Origin of the sequence: Salinispora cortesiana (assembly GCF_000484695.1) — a bacterium.
GTDB classification, from domain to species: Bacteria; Actinomycetota; Actinomycetes; order Mycobacteriales; family Micromonosporaceae; genus Micromonospora; species Micromonospora cortesiana.
Genome location: NZ_AXVR01000025.1, coordinates 12,721 through 35,020, shown reverse-complemented (window position 1 = coordinate 35,020; position 22,300 = coordinate 12,721). Strand labels below are relative to the sequence as shown.

General features: G+C 70.4%; 16 protein-coding genes and 4 pseudogenes. 7 read left to right on the top strand and 13 right to left on the bottom strand.

The genetic code is table 11. The annotated features are described in order from the left end of the window. Positions 1 to 10: 10 nt before the first annotated feature. Positions 11 to 823: pseudogene (locus K228_RS26435) on the top strand (class I SAM-dependent methyltransferase). Here K228_RS26435 and K228_RS30385 read toward each other — a convergent pair. The 4 genes and pseudogenes from K228_RS30385 to K228_RS0113035 all read right to left on the bottom strand — a co-directional run bounded on the left by K228_RS30385 (position 786) and on the right by K228_RS0113035 (position 4,387). Continuing rightward, positions 786 to 1,953 (bottom strand): annotated as a pseudogene (locus K228_RS30385) (acyltransferase family protein). The pseudogenes K228_RS26435 and K228_RS30385 overlap by 38 nt on opposite strands. Continuing rightward, positions 1,950 to 2,447, bottom strand: a pseudogene (locus tag K228_RS0113045) (alpha/beta fold hydrolase); the annotation flags it as partial. The pseudogenes K228_RS0113045 and K228_RS30385, both read right to left, overlap by 4 nt. A gap of 39 nt (positions 2,448 to 2,486) precedes the next feature. Further along, positions 2,487 to 3,152: a response regulator gene (locus tag K228_RS0113040; protein ID WP_025618843.1), complete on the bottom strand. Its 666-nt coding sequence runs from the start codon at positions 3,150 to 3,152 to the stop codon at positions 2,487 to 2,489. Then, positions 3,149 to 4,387: a sensor histidine kinase gene (locus tag K228_RS0113035; RefSeq protein ID WP_025618842.1), complete on the bottom strand. Its 1,239-nt coding sequence runs from the start codon at positions 4,385 to 4,387 to the stop codon at positions 3,149 to 3,151. Before K228_RS0113035 ends, K228_RS0113040 begins: the two co-directional genes overlap by 4 nt. Before the next feature lie 180 nt (positions 4,388 to 4,567). Between K228_RS0113035 and K228_RS0113030 the strand changes: the two genes are divergently transcribed. Continuing rightward, a complete protein-coding gene (locus K228_RS0113030; RefSeq protein ID WP_025618841.1) occupies positions 4,568 to 5,884 on the top strand; it encodes a UDP-glucose dehydrogenase family protein in 1,317 nt (438 codons plus the stop codon). 22 nt (positions 5,885 to 5,906) lie between these two features. Here the strand turns inward: K228_RS0113030 and K228_RS28295 are convergent. The 3 genes and pseudogenes from K228_RS28295 to K228_RS0113010 all read right to left on the bottom strand — a co-directional run. After that, positions 5,907 to 6,050: pseudogene (locus tag K228_RS28295) on the bottom strand (VOC family protein); the annotation flags it as partial. A 502-nt stretch (positions 6,051 to 6,552) separates the two neighbouring features. After that, positions 6,553 to 6,696, bottom strand: coding sequence for a hypothetical protein (locus K228_RS25585; RefSeq protein WP_155251576.1), 144 nt, complete (start codon positions 6,694 to 6,696; stop codon positions 6,553 to 6,555). A gap of 126 nt (positions 6,697 to 6,822) precedes the next feature. Further along, the gene (locus tag K228_RS0113010) at positions 6,823 to 7,764 is read right to left on the bottom strand and encodes an arginase family protein (protein ID WP_025618840.1); all 942 of its coding nucleotides are present in this window, start codon (positions 7,762 to 7,764) and stop codon (positions 6,823 to 6,825) included. Between the two features lie 86 nt (positions 7,765 to 7,850). On the opposite strand from K228_RS0113010, the gene K228_RS0113005 reads away from it, so the two are divergent. Continuing rightward, entirely contained in the window at positions 7,851 to 8,468 is a 618-nt protein-coding gene (locus tag K228_RS0113005; RefSeq protein WP_025618839.1) for a CGNR zinc finger domain-containing protein, read from the top strand. 250 nt (positions 8,469 to 8,718) lie between these two features. On the opposite strand, the gene K228_RS0113000 is transcribed toward K228_RS0113005, so the two are convergent. After that, positions 8,719 to 9,153: a VOC family protein gene (locus K228_RS0113000; RefSeq protein WP_018253507.1), complete on the bottom strand. Its 435-nt coding sequence runs from the start codon at positions 9,151 to 9,153 to the stop codon at positions 8,719 to 8,721. 326 nt (positions 9,154 to 9,479) lie between these two features. After that, positions 9,480 to 10,922: a rifampin monooxygenase gene (gene rox / locus K228_RS0112995; protein ID WP_025618838.1), complete on the bottom strand. Its 1,443-nt coding sequence runs from the start codon at positions 10,920 to 10,922 to the stop codon at positions 9,480 to 9,482. 468 nt (positions 10,923 to 11,390) lie between these two features. On the opposite strand from rox, the gene K228_RS0112990 reads away from it, so the two are divergent. Next, positions 11,391 to 11,786, top strand: coding sequence for a YciI family protein (locus K228_RS0112990; RefSeq protein WP_025618837.1), 396 nt, complete (start codon positions 11,391 to 11,393; stop codon positions 11,784 to 11,786). Continuing rightward, positions 11,783 to 13,003 (top strand): RNA polymerase sigma factor, encoded by a 1,221-nt coding sequence (locus K228_RS0112985; RefSeq protein ID WP_025618836.1) that lies wholly within the window; start codon positions 11,783 to 11,785, stop codon positions 13,001 to 13,003. Before K228_RS0112990 ends, K228_RS0112985 begins: the two co-directional genes overlap by 4 nt. A gap of 106 nt (positions 13,004 to 13,109) precedes the next feature. Here K228_RS0112985 and K228_RS0112980 read toward each other — a convergent pair whose 3' ends face one another. Both K228_RS0112980 and K228_RS0112975 read right to left on the bottom strand, forming a co-directional pair. Further along, positions 13,110 to 14,279, bottom strand: a complete 1,170-nt coding sequence (locus K228_RS0112980) for a sensor histidine kinase (protein ID WP_025618835.1) — start codon at positions 14,277 to 14,279, stop codon at positions 13,110 to 13,112. Continuing rightward, the gene (locus K228_RS0112975; protein ID WP_025618834.1) at positions 14,276 to 14,944 is read right to left on the bottom strand and encodes a response regulator transcription factor; all 669 of its coding nucleotides are present in this window, start codon (positions 14,942 to 14,944) and stop codon (positions 14,276 to 14,278) included. The genes K228_RS0112980 and K228_RS0112975 overlap by 4 nt, the downstream gene beginning before the upstream one ends. A gap of 139 nt (positions 14,945 to 15,083) precedes the next feature. Here K228_RS0112975 and K228_RS0112970 point away from each other — a divergent pair, with 139 nt between their 5' ends. Then, the gene (locus K228_RS0112970; RefSeq protein ID WP_025618833.1) at positions 15,084 to 16,919 is read left to right on the top strand and encodes a DUF6311 domain-containing protein; all 1,836 of its coding nucleotides are present in this window, start codon (positions 15,084 to 15,086) and stop codon (positions 16,917 to 16,919) included. On the opposite strand, the gene K228_RS0112965 is transcribed toward K228_RS0112970, so the two are convergent. Then, entirely contained in the window at positions 16,916 to 18,829 is a 1,914-nt protein-coding gene (locus K228_RS0112965; RefSeq protein ID WP_025618832.1) for a DUF6311 domain-containing protein, read from the bottom strand. The two genes, K228_RS0112970 and K228_RS0112965, sit on opposite strands and share 4 nt — an antisense overlap. A 124-nt stretch (positions 18,830 to 18,953) precedes the next feature. On the opposite strand from K228_RS0112965, the gene K228_RS0112960 reads away from it, so the two are divergent. Further along, positions 18,954 to 20,150: a hypothetical protein gene (locus tag K228_RS0112960; RefSeq protein WP_025618831.1), complete on the top strand. Its 1,197-nt coding sequence runs from the start codon at positions 18,954 to 18,956 to the stop codon at positions 20,148 to 20,150. 142 nt (positions 20,151 to 20,292) lie between these two features. Here K228_RS0112960 and dxs read toward each other — a convergent pair whose 3' ends face one another. Next, positions 20,293 to 22,275, bottom strand: coding sequence for a 1-deoxy-D-xylulose-5-phosphate synthase (gene dxs / locus K228_RS0112955; protein WP_025618830.1), 1,983 nt, complete (start codon positions 22,273 to 22,275; stop codon positions 20,293 to 20,295). Positions 22,276 to 22,300: the final 25 nt, after the last annotated feature.

Here is a 22,300-nt window from a genome sequence, read left to right as displayed (position 1 = left end):
GATCTGCTGTGTGCTGAAGCCCGAAATCATGGAGTACTACCAGCGGGGCGGCGAGCGGGATCGGCTCGCTGCCGGCCCGAGTCGGTTGGAGTTCCTGCGCACGTGGGATGTCCTGTCCCGGGTGCTCCCGGGTGCGCCAGCGGCCTTGCTGGACGTGGGCGGTGCGACCGGAGTCTACGCCGGCCCGCTGGCGCAGGCCGGCTACCACGTCCGGGTAGTCGACCCGGTGCCCGAGCATGTGGCTGAGGCGGCAGCTCGCCCTGGTGTGGCCGCTGTCCTCGGGGATGCCCGGGCCTTGCCCGCCGCCGATCGCAGCGTGGACGCGGTCTTGCTGCTCGGGCCGCTGTATCACCTGCCGGAGCGGACGGATCGCGTTGCTGTCTGGCGGGAGGCGGCTCGTGTCGTACGTGCTGGTGGCGTGGTCGTGGGCGCCACGATCAGCCGGTTCGCGTCGCTGTTCGACGGTTTCGTGAAGGGCTACTTCACCGACGCACGGTTCCGGCCCATGGTGGAGCGCACGTTGTCCGATGGAGTGCACCGCAACATCGACGACGCGCAGCGATAGTTTACCAGCGCCTACTTCCACCATCCGGACGAGTTGGCCGGTGAGGCGACGGAGGCGGGCCTCGTCGTACGGCGACGGGTTTCGGTCGAGGGCCCGCTGGGATTCACCGGGGCGCGACTGGCCGAGATCCTGACCAGCCCCGACCTGACCGACCTCCTGCTGGAGATGATGCGCTCGGTGGAGGACGAACCGAGTTTGCTCGGCGCCAGCGGCCACGTCCTCACGATCGCCGTCCGGAGCGATACAGAAACGGAATAGACCACCGCGCCGAAACCTGGAGTGGGACCAGCGACCCTTTCGGGGACGCCGCCCCGCGCCAATCCGGACACCCAGCCACAGCCCGCCCAGCAGGACAACTATGAATACGGGCAGCCAGCGGAGGCGGGCGAGGACCCACCACCACGAGTCGGGCGCGGTGTGCAGTCCGGGCAGCGGGGCGGAGCCCAGGGCGAAGAGTGTCACCGCCACCAATGCGGTCTGGTGCCACAAGAAGATCCGCATGGCCGACAGATTCGTCCCGGCCACGACGGCCCAGACCAGCGGCCGGCGGGCGAGCCGGGTCAGCGGGCCACGCAGCAGCAGGGCGAGCCCCACCTGGGCCAGCCCGAAGCTCACCGCGACGAGGGTGGGCGGGTTGAGGTTGGACCGGCCCTGGCCTGGCACACCGACCAGGCTGGCCGGGTAGTCGAACCAGTGCACCAGCGCGGCGGAGGCCACGATCCCGCCGAGGAGCAGCCCGACCGCCGGCAGCCGGGCCCCGCGGGCGCAGGCAATCCCGAGACAGAAGGGTACGAGCCAGGCGCTCGCCACGTTCACCCAACCGAGCCACGACGGGCCGCCGAGCCCGAGCCGCGCCACGTCGACCACGGCGACCGCCGCCACGAGCGGCACGATGACCCGACCGGGCCGGTTCCACACGAGCGGGGTCACGGCGATGAGCCCGGTGTACACCATGACAAACCACAGGGGGCTCAGCACGATGACCCGGACGGTTCGCGCTGACTCTGCGCCGGCGGCTGGCATCCAGACCAGCGCTACCACCGCCCAGAAGGCGACAAAGCCAGCATCGGACGGAAGAGCCGGTCCATCCGCGCCAGCAACCACCCCTGGTAGCTTCCCGCCCTCGGCAGTCCACACGCCGCGGCGAACCCTCCGATGAAGAAGAAGACCGCGAGGGTCTGCAACAGCCAGGAGACTGGGGTGAGGCCGGGCAGGTACGTCAGCGGGCTGGCCACCCGCAGCCCAGATCCGGTGACCACGAAGGCGGTCACCAGCCAGTGGCCGAGCACCACGCCGGCGATGGCCAGGGCACGCAGCACGTCGATGGATCGGTCCCGGCCGGCCGGGGTGGCCGCCGCAAGGCGGGCGGTAGGCGATCTCGTGGTCATGCTGTCCCCAACGCCACGGCAGCGAGACTTTCCAATGAGATGGTGCCGGGCAGGAAGTACCCGTCGTGACCTTCGGCGCCCGTGACGTCCAGGGTCCGCGCGCCGAATGAGGGCCGGCTCGGATCCACCCCGTGACCGAGGCCAAGGACTCGCACGTCGGGGATTCGCCGAATCCAGTCGTCCTCGGCGCTGCCCGCCCAGAGCCGCGCCGCAGTATCCAGCTGTTCGGCCGAATCGACATCGAGGCCGGGGCTTCCCAGCACCACGAGGTCGGTGACCTGAACGGGCAGCCGGGCGGCGGCGTAGGCGAGGAGCAGGGAACCGTAGCTGTGCCCGATCACCGTAATCGCCGTGTCCGGCCGGGCTGTGGCGAGCTGCCCGACGTACTCGGTCAGGGCCGTGGCTCCGGCCATCGCGCGCTCCGACCGGATCGCGGCGAGGTCGATGCCGCCGGGCGGCTCGTAGCCGAGCCAGGCCACCACCGCTACCCGCCCGCCGCACGCGGCGCGCCAACCCGGACCGGTACGCCGGTACTACTCGCCCGGGTTGATCATGCCGCTCTCGTAGGCGTAGACCACCGCCTGCGCCCGGTCCCGCAGGTTCAGCTTCATCAGCACGCGGCTGACGTGAGTCTTGACGGTCTGCTCGGCGAGCACCAGCTCTGCCGCGATCTCCTGGTTCGACAGTCCACGCGCGACCAGCCGCAGCACCTCTGCCTCGCGCCGGGTGAGGGTGTTGAACGAATCCGGTTCGACTCGCCGCGGCCGAGCGCGGCTCGCGTAGTCCGCGATGAGCCGCCGGGTCACCGAGGGAGCGAGCAGCGCCTCGCCCGCGGCGATCACGCGTACCGCGTGCATGAGGTCGGCGGCGGGCGCGTCCTTCAGCAGGAACCCGCTCGCGCCGGCCCGCAGCGCCTCGAACACGTAGTCGTCCAGGTCGAAGGTGGTCAGGATGAGCACCCGCGGCGGACGCCCACCGGGTGGCACCTCCAGGATCTGACGGGTTGCGGTCAGCCCGTCCATTGTCGGCATCCGGATGTCCATCAGGATCACGTCTGGGTCGTACCGACGCGCTGCGGCGACCGCCTGCTCACCATCGGCGGCGTCCGCCACCACCACCATGTCCTCCTGGGCGGTGAGCAACGCCCCGAACCCCTCCCGGACCATTGCCTGGTCGTCAACGAGCAACACCTTGATCATGACTGGCTCTCCAGGGGCAACGTCGCCCGCACCTCGAATCCACCGTCGTCGGTCTGGTCGGCGCGCAGGCTGCCGTGCAGCATGGCCACCCGCTCGCGCATCCCGAGCAGGCCGTGACTGCTGCTCGCACCGGCCGCCGCGGCCGCCGGAGGGGGCACCGGGCGGCCGTTGGGGTCCACCTTGACCGCGTTGCGCACCCGGATGGTCAACTCGTGCCGGTTTCGGTGCAGGATGAGGTCAGTGGGCGCGCCCGGAGCATGTCGTGCCACGTTGGAGAGCGCCTCCTGCACGATCCGGTAGGCGGAGAGCCCCACCGAATCCGGCACACTGGTGACCACGCCCTGCACCGACACCGTGACCGGGGTTCCGGCTGCCCGCGCGCCCGCCACGAGCGCGTCCAGCTCCGCGAGGCTGGGCTGAGGCGCGGTTAACGACTGCTCCTGTGGGGCACGCAGTACGCTCAGCAGCCGCCGCATCTCGGTGAGCGCCTCCCGGGATGACTCCGCGATCTCGGTGAACTCCGCACGCGCCGCTGGCGAAAGCTCGTTCAGGCGGTAGGCAGCGGTCTCCGACCGCACCGCGATGAGGGACATGTGGTGGGCGACGACGTCATGCAGCTCGCGGGCGATGCGTGCGCGCTCGGTCAGCATCGCACCCCGCTCCTGCTCGGCGACCAGGCCGGTGCGCACCTGCACCCATCGGCCCAGCAGGTGGCCCACCCCCAGGACGCCGCTGACCAGCAACATGCTGCCGTAGCCGACGCCCGGTTCGAGAAACAGCAAAGACATCGCGATGCTGAACGCCCAGACCCAGAACAGCACCCCCAGCGGATGGCGGTAGCCGACCACGACGAGCACGACGAGGTAGACCAGGATCAGCACCGGGTTGCCGGGCCAGGGGGCACCGGCCTCGTGCAGTCCGTTGACGCCACTGACCAGGGTGGCTACCGCTGCCACCCGCCACGCCAGCAGCACCCGGCGGGGCATCAGGGCCACCGGCGCCGCGGTCAGGGCGGCGAGGAGGATCGTCTCGAGTCTGCCAACCTGGTATGGCGCGAGGCCTGCCATCGCGAGGAGCCACAGCAGGAACGCGACCAGCGGGGCCAACACCCGCAGCTGCGGGCGCAGCCGCGCCCACCGACGAGTCCGACCCGACGCGGCAGCGTCCCCCGGTTTCGGGTCGTGCCCGGTGGCGACCGCCCGCACCAAGTCACGCAGCGCTGCGGGTACCGGCATGCGGTCAGGATACTGACCCACTCCGGCTGGGTGGGGACAAGACAGTCTGGATCCAGGGGCGCATCCCCACGACCCGAAGAAACACCCGCAGTGGGCACCCTTCCAGCAGGAAACTCTCCGATCCGCGGGTTACAGTCCGCTGTCGTCAACAACGACTCGCACCGGGAAGGAGGTCGGCTGGTGAAGGTCACGGTCATCGGGTCGGGGCACCTGGGCGCAACTCACGCCGCCGGGATGGCCGACATCGGGCATGAGGTCATCGGGGTCGACATCGACCCGGAGAAGGTCGAGACGTTGAACGCCGGGCGAGGCTGGTTTCATGAACCGGAGCTCGATGTGCTGCTGGCCCGCAACCTCGACACCGGAAGACTTCGCTTCACCACCGACTTCGCGGCGGCGGCCGCCTTCGGCGATGTGCACTTCCTCGCGGTCGGTACCCCCTCCGGCCTGGACGGCACCTACGACCTGACCCAGATCAGCGCGGCGATCGAACGCCTGGCCCCGCACCTCCAGCGCCCCTGCCTGATCGTCGGCAAGTCCACCGTCACGCCCGGCACCGCCGAAGTGGTCGAGGCCCAGGCCCGAAAGCTCTCCCCCGCCGGTGACGACGTTCAGGTGGCGTGGAACCCCGAGTTCCTCCGCGAAGGCACCGCGGTGGCCGACACCCTGACTCCAGACCGCATCGTCCTCGGCGTCGCCTCGGCCGAGGCCGAGGAGACCCTACGGCTGCTGTACGCGCCGATCACCAGCGGCCACGGCTGCCCACTCGTGGTCACCGACCGGATCACCGCCGAGATGGTCAAGGCGACCGCGAACGCCTACCTGGCCACCCGGATCTCGTTCGTCAACGCCGTCGCCGAGATGTGCGCGGTGGTGGGAGCGAACGTCGCCGAGTTGGCCGACGCGATCGGCCACGACGCCCGCATCGGACACCAGTACCTACAGCCCGGCCTCGGCTTCGGCGGCGGCTGCCTACCCAAGGATCTGCACGCCTTCACGGCGCAGGCCGAACGAGGCGGCGTGACCGCCGCCGCCGAATTTCTGCGCAGCGTGGACAGCGTGAACCTGCACATGCGTACCCGCGCTGTCACGCTGGCCACCGCCGCGCTCAACGGCGAGGTACGGGGCCGACGGATCGCCCTGTGGGGTACAGCTTTCAAACCCGGCATCGACGACGTGCGCGACTCCCCCGCGCTCGACGTCGCCGTCCGGCTACACGCGGCGGGGGCGCAGGTCACCGCGTACGACCCGCAGGGGCTGGCGATGGCCCGGCAGACCGCGCCGCAGCTGAGCTACGCCGCGACGGCGGCCGAGGCGGCCGTCGACGCCGAACTGATCCTGGTGGGAACCGGCTGGCCGGAGTTCGGCGCGCTCGACCCCCACGTGATCGCCGAGCGGGTGGCGCAACGAGTATTGCTGGACACCCGCGGCGTGATCTCCGGTGGACGCTGGCGAGCCGCGGGATGGACCGTGCACGGGCTTGGCTACCAGTCCTAAACCCAGGGCGATCCCAGGCGGGTCACGGGCGGGTCCCGGACGCTGACCGGAGTCGCACGCGTACCGCGCCGAGCACGACCAGCCGGGTGCACTCGGCCTCGAGGGCGGCCACCCGCTCGGCACCGACGAGCCCGGTTCCGACGCGCACGTCCAGGTGCAGCCGATAGTGCCGTAGGTGACGGTCCGGCTTGTCCGGATCGGCCGGGACGTCGCTGCAGCAGCGAAATGCCGCAGGACCTCGATATGAAGGTGGCCCTACCAGAGATCAACTTCATCGAGGTCCTGCGTCACTATGAGTTCCCCAAACACCGCGGTGCCGTCGGTACGCGAGGAGACCCGTGCGGTACCTGACCGACCTGCTCAGCCGTGAACGGGCAGGCCGGAGTACCCGGGCGGGCAACCGACCGTTGTCCTGCCGTGACCAGGCGGTTCTATGCCGCCCGCTGTCGAGTTGCCCTCATGGATCGGGGCGCAGGAATTCCCGCGCCCGCCCGCCCAGCAGCCCGCCGTTGCCTGGCCTACCGCCGAAGGACCGCGCCCGCCGCCCCTGGTCACCGCCGAAAGACCGCGCCGGCCGTGTAACGCTGGCGCCCCAGCGGCCATCAGCATTGGCGCCCATTAAGATCACTCGATGCCGTTTCAGCGCGCCCTCGTCATCCGCGTCGCCGTCAGTCCGTGCCCGCCGACGCGCCAACCTTCGGGGCATCGCCGGCCACCACCTTGGGGGCGCCCCGGATGCTGTGCAGGCTCCACCCGACGGACACCGCGATAGTCTCCACGATCACGCCGAGGGTGACCAGGATGGGCAGCACCACCTTCCAAGCACTCCGCAACATCCGCCTCTGTCCCTGGAAGATCGGCGGCGTCGTCGCGGCAGCCCTGGCCATCCTCCACACCGACCACCAACAAACCACCTGATCACCCAATGTCACGACCCGCTACGCGGAACGGCTCAAGTCCAATTGAACCAAGCTGCGCACGAGGCATTCGACGATGGAATCGGCGTACTTCGTGCCGGGGTCGAGTTCCGGGTCGTAGATCGTGACATCAAGGCCGAGCACCCGGCCACCGTGGACGAGGTTCGAAAGCAGCTCCGACAACTGCATGAAGTCCAGGCCGGGGCTACCGGGGGAATCGACGGCCGGCATGACTTTCTCATCCAGCACGTCGAGGTCGAGGTGCAGCCAAACCCGGTCCAACTCACGGACGTTCAGCCGCTCGACAATCCGCTTCACCACCTGGTTGACGCCAAGGCCGAGGACCTGCCGTGCGGTCAGCCCCAAGACGGCCGAGTCCATGACTGGGGTCCAGTCGTCGAGCGAGACGGTGACATCCGACTCGCGGTCACCAAGCTGGATGACGTCCCCGTCAGTGACCAGTGGCGTACCGACCTGGGGCCAGTGGGCGAGAATCGGCTCGCCGCGGCCGGTGGCCACGGCGAGGGCCATGCCAGCCACGGAACCGAGGCTGGCCGTCGTGTCGTAGTTGTTGGGGTGGCGGAAGTCGCTGTGACCGTCGATGTGGATGAGCCCGCAGCGGCCGCCACGCCGGGCACCGAGCAGGCAGCCAAGCAGGACGCTGCAGTCACCGCCGACGACGACTGGGAACCTGGAAGCATCGATGGCCGCGGCGACCGCCCCGGCAACCTCCAGCGAGTGCGCCCGCAGGGTACGGCCGTTGCGGATGCGGGTGCCGCGCTGCGCCCCGAAGTCGTAGCGGGGGTGGCCGAGCTCGACGACGTGGACAGTCCGCAGGCGCTCGGCTAGCCCCGCCCCCAGCAGCACCGCGGGTGCGCGCCAGGCGCCGGGCTCGTGGCCGGGCGCCTGTGGGCGCAGTCCGAGGCTCGATGGGGCGTTGATGAGCTCGATCATCGCAGTCATGAGGTTAGTGTCAGCCCCTGCCCAGGTCACGTCAACCGTTAAAACGCATTTTACCGGTTGACGTGACCGGGTAGGGTGACCCAGACATGCAGGCACAGCTCCGAGCACACACATTCCAGCCCCGCGATCTCGTGGGGGGAGATCTCGTGCTCGACCTCGTGAACACCGTGACCACCCGCAACGCGGAGCCGGTCGACTGGCTCGACGGCTACGCACGCCTGCTGGACTGGGCAGAGCTCACCGGCGCCTTCCCGGCGGCAGACCTGGCCCAGCTACTCAGCGAAACCGCGGCCCACCCACGCGCCGCCGAATGCGCGCTGGCTCACGTCAAAACGCTGCGGGAATCCCTCTGTGAACTACTCACCGCAACTGTCTTCGGACAGACACCGCCTCCGGGCGCCCTCGCGTCGCTGCAAACCCAGTGGCGAAGGGCGGTCGGGAGTGCCTGCCTACAGCCGGTCGACGAGCACATCACGCCGGCTGTGACAGTGGAGGCGTCCGGTTTCGACTACCTCACACACGCTCTTGCCCTGCACGCGGTACGCCTGCTGGAAGACGTACCGCTAAGCCGCCTGCGCGTCTGCGCGGGCCGGCAATGCGGCTGGTTCTACCTCGACACGTCGAAAGCCGGGCGACGGCGCTGGTGCGACATGGCGACCTGCGGAAACGCCGAGAAGACCCGCCGCCACGACGCCCGTCGGTAGCATTCCTGGTTCATCGACGAAAACCAAACAGACCGTCGACGCCACGGGGCAGACCTCTGGCAGCGCCGGAATACCCGGCATCAAGCGATTAGGCACGACCTGCTGTGACGACGGCCGCAGCCACACCTGGCTCGATCACGAACACGCGATCGACTTGTCGCAAACCCGAGGCGCGGCAGGCACCACCGCGCGGGCCAGTGCCTAGCGGAGTACGGGCCGCGCTGACGACACTGTCCCGCTAGCGGCGGCCTCAGTCAAGGCAGAACTCGTTGCCCTCGACGTCCTGCATCACCAGGCACGACTCGTTGTAGCCGTCGGCGGCCAAGAGTCGCACCCGCACCGCGCCGAGCGCGACCAGCCGGGCGCATTCGGCCTCGAGGGCGGCCACCCGCTCGGCACCGACGAGCCCGGTTCCGACGCGCACATCCAGGTGCAGCCGGTTCTTCCCCGCCTTTTCCTCGGGAACGCGCTGGAAGAACAGACGCGGCCCCACACCGGAGGGATCAACGCAGGCGGACACCGAGCCCTGCTGCTCCGGCGGCAACGTGCGATCGAAGTCGCCCCAGGTGGCGAAGCCCGTCGGGGGCGGCGGGAAGACGTATCCCAGCGCCCTGCACCAGAACCGTGCCACCCGCCCCGGCTCCGCGCAGTCGAAGGTGATTTGGACCTGCTTGACCGATGGCATCAGACCACCCTAGGCGTGGGAGCCGACGTCGCGACACCTGTTTCACGGCGGCGGCAGACCACACCGGGCAGTCCTCTTGGCCCTTTGTATCGAGTTTCTCAGATTGGACGTCCGGCCGAGCCGGGTGGCGCCGCCGCGGCGATGGCTTCGCCGGCAACCCCGCGCCGACTCCGCCCGGTGGCGCTCACCCGCCGGGGAGCGGGTGAGCAGCACAACCTCATGCCGCCGGGGAGCGGGTGAGCAGCACAACCTCATGCCCCTGGGCAGTCAATGCCCGATCCAGAACGGTTGGCATGGGAGGTTGCCGCCCGTTCCCGGTCAGTCGATCAACCGAGTTGCGCCGACGGGTCGCCGAACCATCGCCGCAGCTGGGTGCGCAGCTCCTCCTGATCGTCACCGACCCACGCCACGTGGCCGTCCGGCCGCAGCAGCAGGGCGGGCACGTCCAGTTCCGTACTGACGTCCACCACGTGGTCGACCCGGTCGGCCCAGCCAGCCACCGACAGCCGACCGGTCTGGTCGAACACCATTCCCCGGCCACGGTGCATCAGGCCGTAGAGGCGCCCCTGCTTCAGCTCCACATCGCGCAGCCGCCGGCCGAGCAGGTGGTGTCCCTCGCCGAAGTCGTACCGCACCGAGATCGCGGTGACCTTCTCGATCAGGTAACGGTTGACCTCCTCGAAGTCCATCAGCTCCGCCACCACCGCGCGCACGGCCTGGGCACCCGGCTCGAGGGTGATCAGCTCCGTCTGCGCCCGGGTGTTCTCCAGTACGGCGGCGGCCACCGGGTGCCGCTCCGCGTGGTAACTGTCCAGCAGCCCGCTCGGCGCCCAGCCGCCGATCTCCGCGGCGAGCTTCCAGCCGAGGTTGAACGCATCCTGGATGCCGAGGTTGAGGCCCTGTCCACCCAGCGGCGGGTGGATGTGCGCGGCGTCGCCGGCCAGCAGCACCCGGCCAACCCGGTAGCGCTCGGCGAGCCGGGTGGCGTCCCCGAACCGGGACAGCCAGCGCGGTGAGTGCACGCCGAAGTCGGTGCCGGCGGTCACCCGCAGCTGCTGCTGGAATTCCTCGAAGGTCGGCGGGGTCGTTCGGTCCTCGGTCACCCCGGCGGCGGGCACGACGACGCGGTACAGCCCGTCCCCGTCGCCGACCGGGCCCGCGCCGAACCGGAGCTGTGTCTTACGGACCTCGGTCATCACCGCGGTGACCTCCTCCGGTGCCGCGGTCAGCTCCATGACGCCCAGCAACGTCTCGAACCGGGTGGGCTCGCCGGGGAAGTCCACGCCGAGCAGCTTGCGGACCGTGCTGCGGCCGCCGTCGCAGCCGACGAGGTAGCGGGAACGGAGCCGGGTGCCGTCGGCGAGTTCCGCGGTCACCGCTTCCTCATCCTGGCTCAGGCCGACGAGTTCGGTGCCGCGCAGGATGTCCGCGCCGGCCTCGGCGGCGTGCTCGGCGAGGAGTCGTTCGGTGCTGGTCTGTGGGATGCCGAGGATGTATCCGTGTGCGGTGTCCATGTTGTCGGGCCACGGCTTGGTGATGCCGGCGAAGTAGCCACCGACCCGGTACTGCTGGCCGTTTGCGAGGAAACGCTCCAGCAGGCCGCGTTGGTCCAGCACCTCGATACTGCGCACGTGCAGCCCGAGCGAGCGGACAATCACCGGCGGCTCGGTGTCCCGCTCCAGCACCACCACCTGCACTCCGTGCAGCCGTAGCTCACCAGCCAACATCATGCCGGTCGGCCCGCCCCCGACAATGATCACATCAAACATGAACTGCCCCCATTTCGTCGGTACTTGTTTCGGCCAGCCCTCCGCCGAATTGATGGCGCGAACCCGGGCACACGCGTGTGTCACGAATCCCTGTTTCCACAGGTACTGGCTTCGGCCGACGATTCTGCGGCAATAACGGGGTCTTGCCGCAAGACCCCCTATGTGCTATATGTTAAGAGTGGCAGGGAATAGAGGACTGCCCGCGGTCACGAACGGCAGCTGAACGACGCGGTCGGCACCCTCCTCCGGCCCGGACGGCGCACACGGCCTGACCCCAGATCAGCCCAGCGATCACGCGCCGGACCCGCACCTCACACGCTCCCAGAGCGAACGGCACTCGCCGCTGGGTTGCTGCTCAAAAAAACCGCCAGCCGATTAGCGGTGTCCACCCGCGTGTCCAAGATCAGAGTTCGGTTCCGACCGTAGGGTGGAAGCGCCGACCTGGGCGCGCGCATGAAGGAGCACCGGATGAAGTACATGCTGTTGATGAACCACGCGCCGACGGGAAACGAGCCAGCGATCGAGACCTGCACGGCCGAGGAGATGCGGGCCAGCGGGGCTCACATGGACCAGATCAGGCAGGAGTTGGTCGAGTCCGGAGAACTACTGGGCGCGGCGGGGCTGGCTGACCCAGATACGGCGAAGCTGGTGATCAGCGGCGGAGACGCACCGGTGGTCACTGACGGGCCGTTTGCGGAGCTGAAGGAATTCCTGGCTGGCTACTGGCTGATCGATGTCGACAGCGAGGAACGCGCCATCGAGATTGCGGCCCGCACCTCGGCAGCTCCCGGGGCAGGTGGCAGGCCGACTCGGCGGCCAATCGAGGTCCGCGCGGTGATGCGGGGAGCCGACCCGGAGCTGTGACCGACGAACCGGGTGTCGAGGACCTGCTGCGCGAGTTGGCGCCGCAGGTCCTCGGCGTGCTCGCCCGCCGGCACAACGACTTCGCCGACGCTGAGGACGCCGTGCAGGAGGCGCTGTTGGCGGCTGCCGTACAGTGGCCGGCCGACGGCGTACCGGCTAATCCGCGCGGCTGGTTGCTTGCCGTCGCCTCCCACAAGCTGGCTGACCTCTGGCGCAGCGAGGCCGCCCGCCACCGTCGGGAGGCGGTCGCCGCCCTGCGTGACCCATCCACCGCGCCTGAGGTATCGGGCACCGACGACTCGCTTGCGCTGCTGTTGCTGTGCTGCCATCCGGCCCTGCCCACGAGCGCGGCCATCCCGCTGACCCTGCGCGCCGTCGGTGGTCTGACGACCGCCGAGATCGCACGCGCGTTTCTCGTGCCCGAACCAACGATGGGCAAGCGCATCGCCCGCGCCAAGCGGCGCATCCGCGACTCCGGCCTGCCTTTCGCGCTGCCCAACCCGGCCGAGCTTCCCGAGCGGCTACGCGCTGTTGAGCATGTGCTCTACTTGATGTTCAACGAGGGGTACGCCGTCAGTAGCGGCCCCGAGGTGACCCGCGCCGACCTGTGCGCCGAGGCGATTCGCCTTACCCGGAGGCTGAACGCGAGCCTGCCCGACCACGAGGAGGTGGCTGGGCTGCTGTCGCTGATGCTGCTCACTGACGCCCGTCACCCGGCGCGCACCGGCGCGCACGGCGAGCTGGTACCGCTGGACCGCCAGGACCGGACGCTGTGGAACCAGAACATGATCGGCGAGGGCCTGGCCCTGATCTCCGCCACGTTGCCGCGTGGCAAGGTCGGTTACTACCAACTACTTGCGGCGGTCGCCGCAGTCCACGATGAGGCGAAAACGGCCGAGGACACCGACTGGCCGCAGATCCTAGCGCTCTACGGCCTACTCACCCGGGTGTCGGCGAACCCACTGGTGGCATTGAACCGGGCGGTCGCCGCCGCAATGGTGCATGGCCCAGTCGCCGGGCTCGCAGCGTTGGAAGGGCTCGGCGAAGAACTCGCTGGTAGCCATCGCCTAGACGCGGTCCGCGGGCACCTATGGGAGATGGCAGGTGATCTCACCAAAGCGGTAGTGCACTACCGGCAGGCAGCGGCCAGGACGACGAGCCAGGCGGAACGGAGATATCTGCGCGCCCGCGCTGCCACCCTCAATGTCGAAGGCTGATAGCCGAACGAGTACCGACGGAGCGCATCAGGTCCAGGCGGATGTTGCCTCTTGGTTCGTCCGGCTTCCTCGAACGGTCCACACCGTCGAGCGGCCCGACTCGGTGTCACCGCGCCACGGCGGGGCCCGGCCCATCTGCTGCCGGCAGCGTCACCGTCACCTCCAAGCCACCGCCCCGCTGCGCGATCGCCTTCACCACGCCACCATGTGCGTCACAGACGGCCCGGACGATGGAGAGCCCCAGACCGGAGCCCCGGGCACCGGTCCGTTCCCGGCCGCCCCGCCGGAACGGCTCGAACAGCCCCGGCACATCGGCCTGGTCCACCTCGAAGCCGGTGTTGCCCACCACCAGCCAGGACCGCCGGCCATCCGAACCGGTCCGCACCCAGAGCTGGCCGTGCAGATGGTTGTAGCGCACCGCGTTCTCGACGAGGTTCCCGGCGAGCCGGTCCAGCAGCCCGGGGTCGCCGACCACCGGTGCCGGCTCCAGTGAGGTCTCCACCCGCAGACCGATCCGCTCCACCTCCCGGCGTACCGCCGTCAACGCGTTGGCGGTGCCGGCAGCCAGGTCGCACTCCGTCCGCCGGGCGAGGCGATGGCCGGCCTGCGCCTCGCTGCGGGCCAGCACCAACAGCGCGTCCACCAGGCCGTTGGCCCGTTCCGAGGCGTCCCGGACAACAGTGGACATCCGGCGGTACTCGGCGGTGTCCGCCTCGTCGTCGCTGAGCGTCACGTCGATCTCGGTACGCATCACGGCGAGCGGGGTCCGCAGCTCATGTGAGGCGTTGGCGACGAAGCGCTTCTGCGCGTCGAAGGCGACCGCGATCCGGTCCAGCATCGCGTCGAAGGTCTGCGCCAGCTCGGCCACCTCGTCATCCGCACCCGAGTAGCCGATGCGCTGATCGAGGGTGGTCTCACCGAGCCGTCGGGCGGTGGCGGTGACCTGATAGAGCGGCCGCAGGGCCCGGCCCGCGACCAGGTAGCCACCGGCCACCCCGACCACGCTGATCGCCAGCAGCGCCGCCAGCCCCTTGGCCAGCAGTTCCCGGCTCGCCACCTCGCCCAACTGTCGCTGCCACTCGGCGGCGTCCAGGGAACGACCGTCGGCCAGCACCACCGTCGTCCCGGTAAGCAGCTCGTCGGCGGGGCGCAGCGCGTCGCGGACCAGCAGCCAGGCCAGCAGCACCAGGATCACCCCGGCACCCACCAGCAGTAGCCCATTGAGCAGGGTCAACCGCAGGCGCAGGGTGGGCCGCATGCCACGGCCGGCGGTCACGCCGCCGCCCCGGCCACGCGGTAGCCGGCACCGACCACGGTCTCGATCAGCGGTGGGTCACCGAGCTTACGGCGCAGCGTGCGCACGGTGACCCGGACGATGGTCGTGAACGGGTCGGTATTCGCGTCCCAGACCCGTTCCAGCAGCTCCTCGCTGGAGACCACCGCGCCGCCGGCCTTGACCAGCTCGTGCAGCACACCGAACTCCTTGTTGGTCAGGTCCAGCGGCACGTCGGCCCGGGTCGCCGTCCGCCGAGCCGGGTCGAGCACCAGGTCGGCCACCGCCAGCACCGGCGGAGCGGCCGGGGTGGCGCGGCGGCCCAACGCCTGCACCCGGGCGACCAGCTCGTCGAAGGCGAACGGCTTGGGCAGGTAGTCGTCCGCGCCCAGCTGCAGCCCCTCGACCCGGTCGGCGACCGTCCCGCTGGCGGTCAACATCAGCACCCGGGTCAGGGTGCCGGAGGCGGCCAGCTCGGCGCAGATCTGATCGCCGGGCACGCCGGGCAGGTCCCGGTCGAGCACCACCACGTCGTACCGGGTGACGAAGGCCATCTCGTGCCCGCTGTCACCGTCGTACGCGACATCCACCGCCATGCCGCGCTTGCGTAACCCCCGCGTGATCGCGTCGGCGAGGTTGCGTTCGTCCTCGACAACCAGTACCCGCATCCCAGCCTCCTCGCGCCTGAACTCCCCGACAACCTAGTGCTTCACCGCCAGCGACGACTTGGATACACGACCGAGAGTGACCGGGGCCGGCAGGTCCACCCCGGGGCCGCCTGTACGATGGCGCGTCGTGCCCGCGCCGATGGTTGACTCCGTGCCACAGACCAGCACCCCCACCTCCACTGTGGCGGAAGTGCCGACCCGGCGTTCTCGATGGCGTCCCGTCCGCGCCGACGTCCTGGCCATCGGCGTCTACCTGGCCCTCGGCGTACTGGTCTGCCTCAACCACTGGGGGGACATACCCAACCGGGTCTCCGCCCATCTGCCGACCGACCACAGCTGGTTCGAGTGGCTCTTCGCACACGGGGCGTACTCGGTGTGGCACCTGGAGAACCCGCTCTTCAGCACCCGACAGAACGCCCCGGTCGGGGTGAACATGATGGCGAACACCTCACTACTCGGGGTGACTCTGCCGCTGGCGCCACTGACCATGCTGGTCGGCCCCCAGGTGACGTACGTGCTGTACCTCGGCGCCGCGCTGGCCGCCACCGCCGGCACCTCCTACTGGGTGCTCTCCCGGCACCTGGTGCGCTCCCGGGCCGCCGCGTTCGTCGGTGGCGCGTTCCTGGGCTTCGCGCCCGGCGTCGTGCACCACGCCAACGGCCAGCCCAACTTCGCCTCCAACTTCCTGCTCCCGCTGATCGTGCTCCGTGTGCTGCGGCTCGGCGAGCCCGGCCGCTGGCGACGCAACGGCGTCCTGCTCGGCCTGCTGGTGGCGTACCAGATCTTCATCAACGAGGAGATGCTGCTGCTCACCGCGCTGGCCTGCCTCGTCGTCGTCGCCACGTACGTGGCGCTGCGGCCGGTGGCCGCCCGGCGGCAGGCCGGCACCTTCGCCGCCGCCCTCGGCACCGGCGGTGGCCTGGCGCTGCTGCTCACCGCGTACCCGATCTGGTTCCAGTTCAACGGTCCGCAGTCCTACCGCGGCCTACAGGGCGGTGTCTTCCACAGCTGGGGCGAGGACCTGAAAGCCTTCGTCACCTTTCCCCGGGACACCCTCGCCGGGGACGCGGCGGTGGAGCAGACGATCGGCGTGACCGAGCAGAACAGCTGGTTCGGCTGGCCGTTGGTGATCCTGGCTGTGGTGGCCCTCCTGCTGCTGGTCCGCCGCAGCCTGGTGGCGCGTATCCTGGCGGTGCTGACGGTGGTGTTCACGGTGGCCTCCCTCGGCCCGGCGATCCGCTTCGACGGCGTCGAGACCGACCTCAACGGCCCGTGGGCGTACGTGTCGGAGGACCTGCCGCTGGTCGAGATGATGATGCCGACCCGGCTGAGTCTGATCGTGGCCGCCGCGATCGGGATCCTGCTCGCCGTCGCGTGGGACGCCGTCTCCGGGACCGGTCGGCCACCGCTGCCCGCGCAGCGCTCCGGCCGCCCACCGCGGTTCCCACGGCGGTGGCGACGCCCAGTCGGCTACGCGGCCATCACGCTGGCTCTGCTGCCGCTGATCCCCCGGCCGCTGCCGGTGGAGGCGGTGGCGCCCCCACCGCACTTCATCACCGCCGGTGGCTGGCGGCCGTACGTGCCCGAGGGGCGCACCCTGGTCCCGGTGCCGATCCCGAGCAACGTGCACGGCCTCTCCACGCTGCGCTGGAGTGCGTTGACCCAGCACGAGTTCCCCGTTCCCGGCGGGTACTTCATCGGCCCCAACGAGCAGGGTGAAGGGATCTTCGGGGCGGACAACCGGCCGACGACCCGACTCATCTACTCCACGATGGGCAAGAACGCCACGCCAAACATCACCGATGTCGAGCGGCGACAGGTGATCGAGGACCTGCGGTACTGGCGGGCCTCGGTGGTGGTGCTCGGCGCCCACCCCCGGGAGGCGGTGCTGCGCGACCTGATGACCTCGCTGCTCGGCGCACCGCAGCGGGTGGACGACGTCTGGCTCTGGGACGTCCGTCCCCTGCTCGACTAGGCGGCGGTCGGTGCCGGGTCCGTCAACGCGCGGACGTCCCACATCCAGACGTCCAGTTCACGCCTGCCCGGGCCGACCAGTTGCTCGACGGTCAGTCGCAGCGGCTCCGCGTGGTGCTGGTCCACCGGCAGGACCAGGATCGCGGCCCGCCAGTGCCGCAGGTCGTCCAGGGCGCGCCGGCGCTGCCGGTCGTCGAGTTGCAGCGTACGTCCGGTGCTGGCGACCTCGCTGAGCAGTTCTCCGAGCCCACTGGGGCGGCCGCCGAACCGACCGGGGTCGCCGGTGTTGGCGTTGCGCGGCGCCAGGAAGTAGCCACCGGGAATCTTGAAGTCGAGGTTGACGGCGGCGGCCCAGCGCATGCCGTGGGTGTTGCCCATGCTCGGCACCGGAATGGGCACCAGCGTCTGGTCCTGCGCCACGTAGCCGCGCCACCGGTCGGCGGTGATGAACTCCGGCACCGGTGGTCGGGAGGTCACCGCCAGCGGCATGGGCGCGATCGGCAACAACGCCAGCACCAGCCCGGCGGCGGTGCGCAGCCGCAGGGTGCGCCGAGGTAGCGGCAGCCTTCGGGACCGGTCGACCGCGAGCGTCAGCAACAGCCCGACGGTAACGGTGGTGATGAGCCCGAACCGGGTCGGCACCACCGCGTCCAGCAGCGGCAGCCGAACCAGCCACTCCCACGGTCCAACCCCGATCTCCTGGTCCCACCACGAGATCCGCTCGCCGAGAGAGAGCACCGCGAAGAAGATCCCGGTCGCCGCGAGGGCCCGCACGACCACGTCGTGGCGCAGCCACAGGACGATGCCGACGGCGATCAGGGAGAGGCTCCAGCCGAAGAAGGCGTTCTCCTCCGAGTAGTTCGGGGCGAGGCCGGTGTTGGCCGCGTCGTCCCCGCCCAGGGTGGGCGAGCCCGGGGCGACGAACGCGGCGATGTCGTTGCCGTAGTCCCGGACCGCGTCGCTGAGCCCGTGGTACGCCATCGGGCCGGCGAATTGCACGTAGAGCGGGTACGCCAGCAGCGCGCCCGCCACCGCCGTGCAGGTGGCGAGCGACTTCGCCAGCGGCCGCCACGCCGCCCGCCACAGCTGGGGCCGCTGCACCAGCACGGCGGCGAGGAAGACCCCGCACGCCATCGCGGTGAAGAGCAGGATCTCCTCGTTGATGAACGCCTGCACGCTCACCAGCAGGGCGAGCAGCAGGCCGTCGCGGTACGGACGCTGGGAGCGGGTGATGACGAGCACCCGCCACACGATGAACGGCAGCAGGAACTGACTGATGATGTTGGGGTGCCAGTTGGCGTGCGACAGCATCGCCGGGGAGAACCCGCAGAACCATCCGCCGACCGCCGCCGCCAGTCGACTGCGCACAAGGTGCCGGCTGAGCACCACGTACCAGGCGGTCGCGGTGCCGGCGAGCCCGAGGGTGACCAGCAGCACGAAGGTCACCGCCGGGCCGAAGAGGAGCGTCACCGGCACCATCGGGATGCCCAGCGCGAGGATGGCCGTGTTGGCCATCAGGTTGACCCCGTCCGGGTAGTTGAACTGCTCGGTGAAGAACGGGAACTCACCGTGAAGCACCACCCGCACCGAGTGCGCCAGGAAGAACTGCACCTGCGCCGGGTCACTGCTGTAGAGCGCGGCCACCCGACCGGTCGGGTCGACCCAGATCTGGCTGGTCACCCAGAGCGCGGCGAGCAGGAAGCCGCCAACCACCACCGAGTGCTGCCGTCGGGGCGTCCACGACGGCAGCCGGAGCTGACGGCGACCGGGGGCCGTCACCGGAGGGCCGGACGTTTGCTTCCGCTCCCCCGCTGCCACGCCGTTCAGGGGGAACGCACTCGCGCTGTTGCGATCGACCGGCTCGGACGAGGCCACGGTGGCGGGTTCGGCGCGGGTGTCAGCAGGCGTCACAATCGGCGGAGTCTACCTGAGCGGAAATCACACGAAAGCCACCGCACAATCCCTTGTGGGTGGTGCTGGGCGGCACCGCGCCGTCTCGTACCATTGCGGTTCGCAGGAGACGGAGGAGCTAGACGTGCTTGCAGCCCGCCGGACCGGCAGGACGACCGCCGCTGCGCTGGCCCTGGTGGCGACCCTGGCCGGCTGCGGAGTGGTCGCCGACCGGGCACCGGATGACCTATCGGTGGGGCACGAGAGCCGCGACGGATCGCTCACCGTCTGGCCGGCCCGTGGCTCCCTCGCTGCCGAGGCCACGACGACGACCGCGGTGACCGAGGCGGTCCGCGCCTGGCGCTCGCCGCTCGGCGACCGAGCGTACCTACCCACCTCCGGCATCCTCTGGGCCGGTGCGGTCGACGGCGCGCCGCTCGCCCTGGTCGCCGCGGATGTTCCCGGCACGGGGGCCTCCTGGCTGCTCCAGGTCGCCGGAGCGGACGGGCGCCACACCGTCACCCATGCCGTCGAACACACCGATCCCGGCTACCTGGTCTACTCCGATGTTCTCCCGGTCCACACCGACGCGGGTCGCCGCTACCTGGTCTCTGCCCGGGTCACCGACCTGACCGGTCCGGATGGCCAGAAGGTGGCCATCGAGGGGGGTCTGAGCACACCCGTGGCGGTGCCGGCCTGCTCCGCGGTCCCGGTCACCGCCGCGCTGCGCGCCACCGAGTCACTGCCGCGGGGGCGCACCACCGAACGCTTCCTCGACCTCGGCACCGGCCTGGACGCGCCGCGCGACCCGCTGGTGCGGGACGAATCCGGCTCCGGGCGGCAGGCCCTGGCCGGATTGGACACCTGCGCGCTCGCCGGCGACCAGGGGCCCTTCGGCAGCATCCAACGCCAGTTCGGGAGCCGGAATTCGGCGCTCTCGGTGCCGGCCTCCTGGCCGATGGCGGGACTGACCCTCCGGACGGTTGGCGAGGGCACGCTCGGTCCTGGCCCGCCGGGTGAGGTGCAGCAGCTCACCTGGGAGACCGCCGACGACGAGATGACGGCGGTGTTGTACCGGCCGGCCACCGGCGGCGCAGCGATGATGTCAGCCGCCGATCGGGCCGCGCCACTTCAGGCGTACGTCCTGCCGGTGGCGGGGCAGCGGCTGGGCGTGTTGAGCTGGCAGCCGGCTCCGGAGGACTCGCTGTCGGTCCCGGCCGGCACATCCCACCTCGTTGACCGCCCGGGCCTGGCGATCCTGCCCCTGGCCGACGAAGAGGTCACGGTGAGTCTGGCGACCAGCGCGGAGACCCACTACCGTTCCCTGCCCGCTCCGCAGTAGCGCCGGGGTCGGCTCCGTTCGCGGTGACGCCCGGGCAGCGATGTCCGACGTGGTAGCGCCGGGGGCGGCTACCTCCGACGCGATGCCGCGGTGGGGTGGGGTGGGTGACGGCGGGCGGCCCGCCGTCACCCACCCCACCCCGTCACTTCGGCGCGGGTGCCTCTCGCGGCGTGACGATCGGCTCCACCTGGTCGGTGACCAGCTCCTTCTCGTTGCCGGCGGCGTCAATGTCGAGCCGGGAGATCCAGCCGGTGACGTCGCGGGCCACGTCCTGGGCGGTCAGGCCGAGGTCGGCGAGAATCTGGGTGCGGGTGCCGTACGGGTGCCAGTCGACCGGTACGCCCAGATCTTTCACCGGCACCTCGACGTCGGCGTCCCGCATCGCCTGGGCGATGGCGTCGCCGACGCCGCCGGCCCGAACCCCGTCCTCCACGACGACCACGAGCCGATGCCCGGCAGCCAGCTCCACCAGCTCGGCCGCGACCGGCCGGACCCAGCGCGGGTCAACCACGGTCACGCCGTAACCCTGCTCGCCGACCCGGGCGGCGACCTCCATGCCGAGGCCGGCGAAGGAGCCGACCGCGACCAGCAGCACGTCGGCGCGGGCCGACTCGGCGAGCACGTCCACCGGACCGACCCGGCGCAGCGCCGGCAGGTCGGCGGCGACGGAACCGGTCGGGAAGCGGACAATGGTGGGACCGTCGTCCACGGCGACCGCCTCGCGCAGCTCCGCACGGAGGGTGGCGGCATCCCGGGGGGCGGCGATCCGCAGGCCCGGCACCACCCCGAAGATGGACATGTCCCACATGCCGTAGTGGCTGGGCCCGTCCGGGCCGGTGATCCCGGCCCGGTCCAGCACGAAGGTCACCGGCAGCTTGTGCATCGCCACGTCCAGCAGGACCTGGTCGAATGCCCGGTTGAGGAAGGTCGCGTAGACCGCGACCACCGGGTGCATACCGCCCAGCGCCAGCCCCGCCGCCGAGGTGGCGGCGTGCTGTTCGGCGATGCCCACGTCGTAGGTGCGCTCCGGGTACTTCCGGGCCAGCTTGGCGATGCCGGTCGGCTCGGCCATCGCCGCAGTGATTCCCACCACGTCCGGCCGCTCGTCGGCGATCGCCACCAGCTCCTCGCCGAAGACGTGGGTCCACTTCACCGACGGCGCGGCGGTCGCCTTGCCGGTCTCGGTGTCGAAGGCACCGGGGCTGTGGAAACAGTCCGCCTCGTCGTCCTCGGCCGGGCGGTAGCCGTAGCCCTTGCGGGTGACCGCGTGCACGATCACCGGGCCGCCGAAGGACTTCGCCGCGCGCAGCGCCCCCTCGACCGCCACGATGTCGTGCCCGTCAACCGGGCCGACGTACTTGATGCCGAGGTCCTCGAACATCGCCTGCGGCGCTACCGCGTCCTTGATGCCCCGCTTGACCGCGTGCAGCACCTCGTACATCGGTCGGCCGACCAGCGGGGTCGAGCCGAGCGCCTCCCGAACCGTGTCCAGCACCCGCTCGTAGCCGGGGTTCAGGCGCAGCGTCGAGAGGTGGTCGGCGAGCCCGCCGATGGTCGGCGAGTAGGAGCGGCCGTTGTCGTTGACCACGGTCACCAGCGGGTTGCCGGCGGTCGCGATGTTGTTCAACGCCTCCCAGCACATACCGCCGGTCAGCGCGCCGTCGCCGACCACGGCCGCCACCGCCCGGGACTCACCCCGCAGCGCGTACGCCTTGGCCAGCCCGTCGGCGTAGGAGAGGACGGTGGAGGCGTGCGAGTTCTCGATCAGGTCGTGCTCGCTCTCGGCCTGGCTCGGGTAGCCGGCGAGCCCACCGCGCTGGCGCAGCTTGTCGAAGCCGCCCTGCCGGCCGGTGAGAATCTTGTGTACGTAGGCCTGGTGGCCGGTGTCGAACAGGATCCGGTCCCGGGGGGAGTCGAAGACCCGGTGCAGCGCGAGGGTCAGCTCCACCACCCCCAGGTTGGGGCCGATGTGCCCGCCGGTGCGAGAGACCTTGGCCACCAGAAAGTCACGGATTTCGGCGGCGAGGATTTCCAGCTGCTCGGTGGACATCCGCTTAATGTCCTGCGGACCGCTGACGGCGGCCAGCAGCCCCGGTTGGTTTGCCGGGTCCCGTTCAACACTCATGACCGGAGAGTCTATCGGCCGAGGG

Bases quoted from the DNA above. Each gene is read 5' to 3' on its own strand.
- K228_RS0113005 (WP_025618839.1), top strand. From the start codon at position 7,851: ATGCAGGCACAGCTCCGAGCACACACATTCCAGCCCCGCGATCTCGTG.
- K228_RS0113035 (WP_025618842.1), bottom strand. From the start codon at position 4,387: ATGCCGGTACCCGCAGCGCTGCGTGACTTGGTGCGGGCGGTCGCCACC.
- K228_RS0113040 (WP_025618843.1), bottom strand. From the start codon at position 3,152: ATGATCAAGGTGTTGCTCGTTGACGACCAGGCAATGGTCCGGGAGGGG.
- K228_RS0112975 (WP_025618834.1), bottom strand. From the start codon at position 14,944: ATGCGGGTACTGGTTGTCGAGGACGAACGCAACCTCGCCGACGCGATC.
- K228_RS0113000 (WP_018253507.1), bottom strand. From the start codon at position 9,153: ATGCCATCGGTCAAGCAGGTCCAAATCACCTTCGACTGCGCGGAGCCG.
- K228_RS0113010 (WP_025618840.1), bottom strand. From the start codon at position 7,764: ATGACTGCGATGATCGAGCTCATCAACGCCCCATCGAGCCTCGGACTG.
- K228_RS0112990 (WP_025618837.1), top strand. From the start codon at position 11,391: ATGAAGTACATGCTGTTGATGAACCACGCGCCGACGGGAAACGAGCCA.
- rox (WP_025618838.1), bottom strand. From the start codon at position 10,922: ATGTTTGATGTGATCATTGTCGGGGGCGGGCCGACCGGCATGATGTTG.
- K228_RS0112970 (WP_025618833.1), top strand. From the start codon at position 15,084: ATGGTTGACTCCGTGCCACAGACCAGCACCCCCACCTCCACTGTGGCG.
- dxs (WP_025618830.1), bottom strand. From the start codon at position 22,275: ATGAGTGTTGAACGGGACCCGGCAAACCAACCGGGGCTGCTGGCCGCC.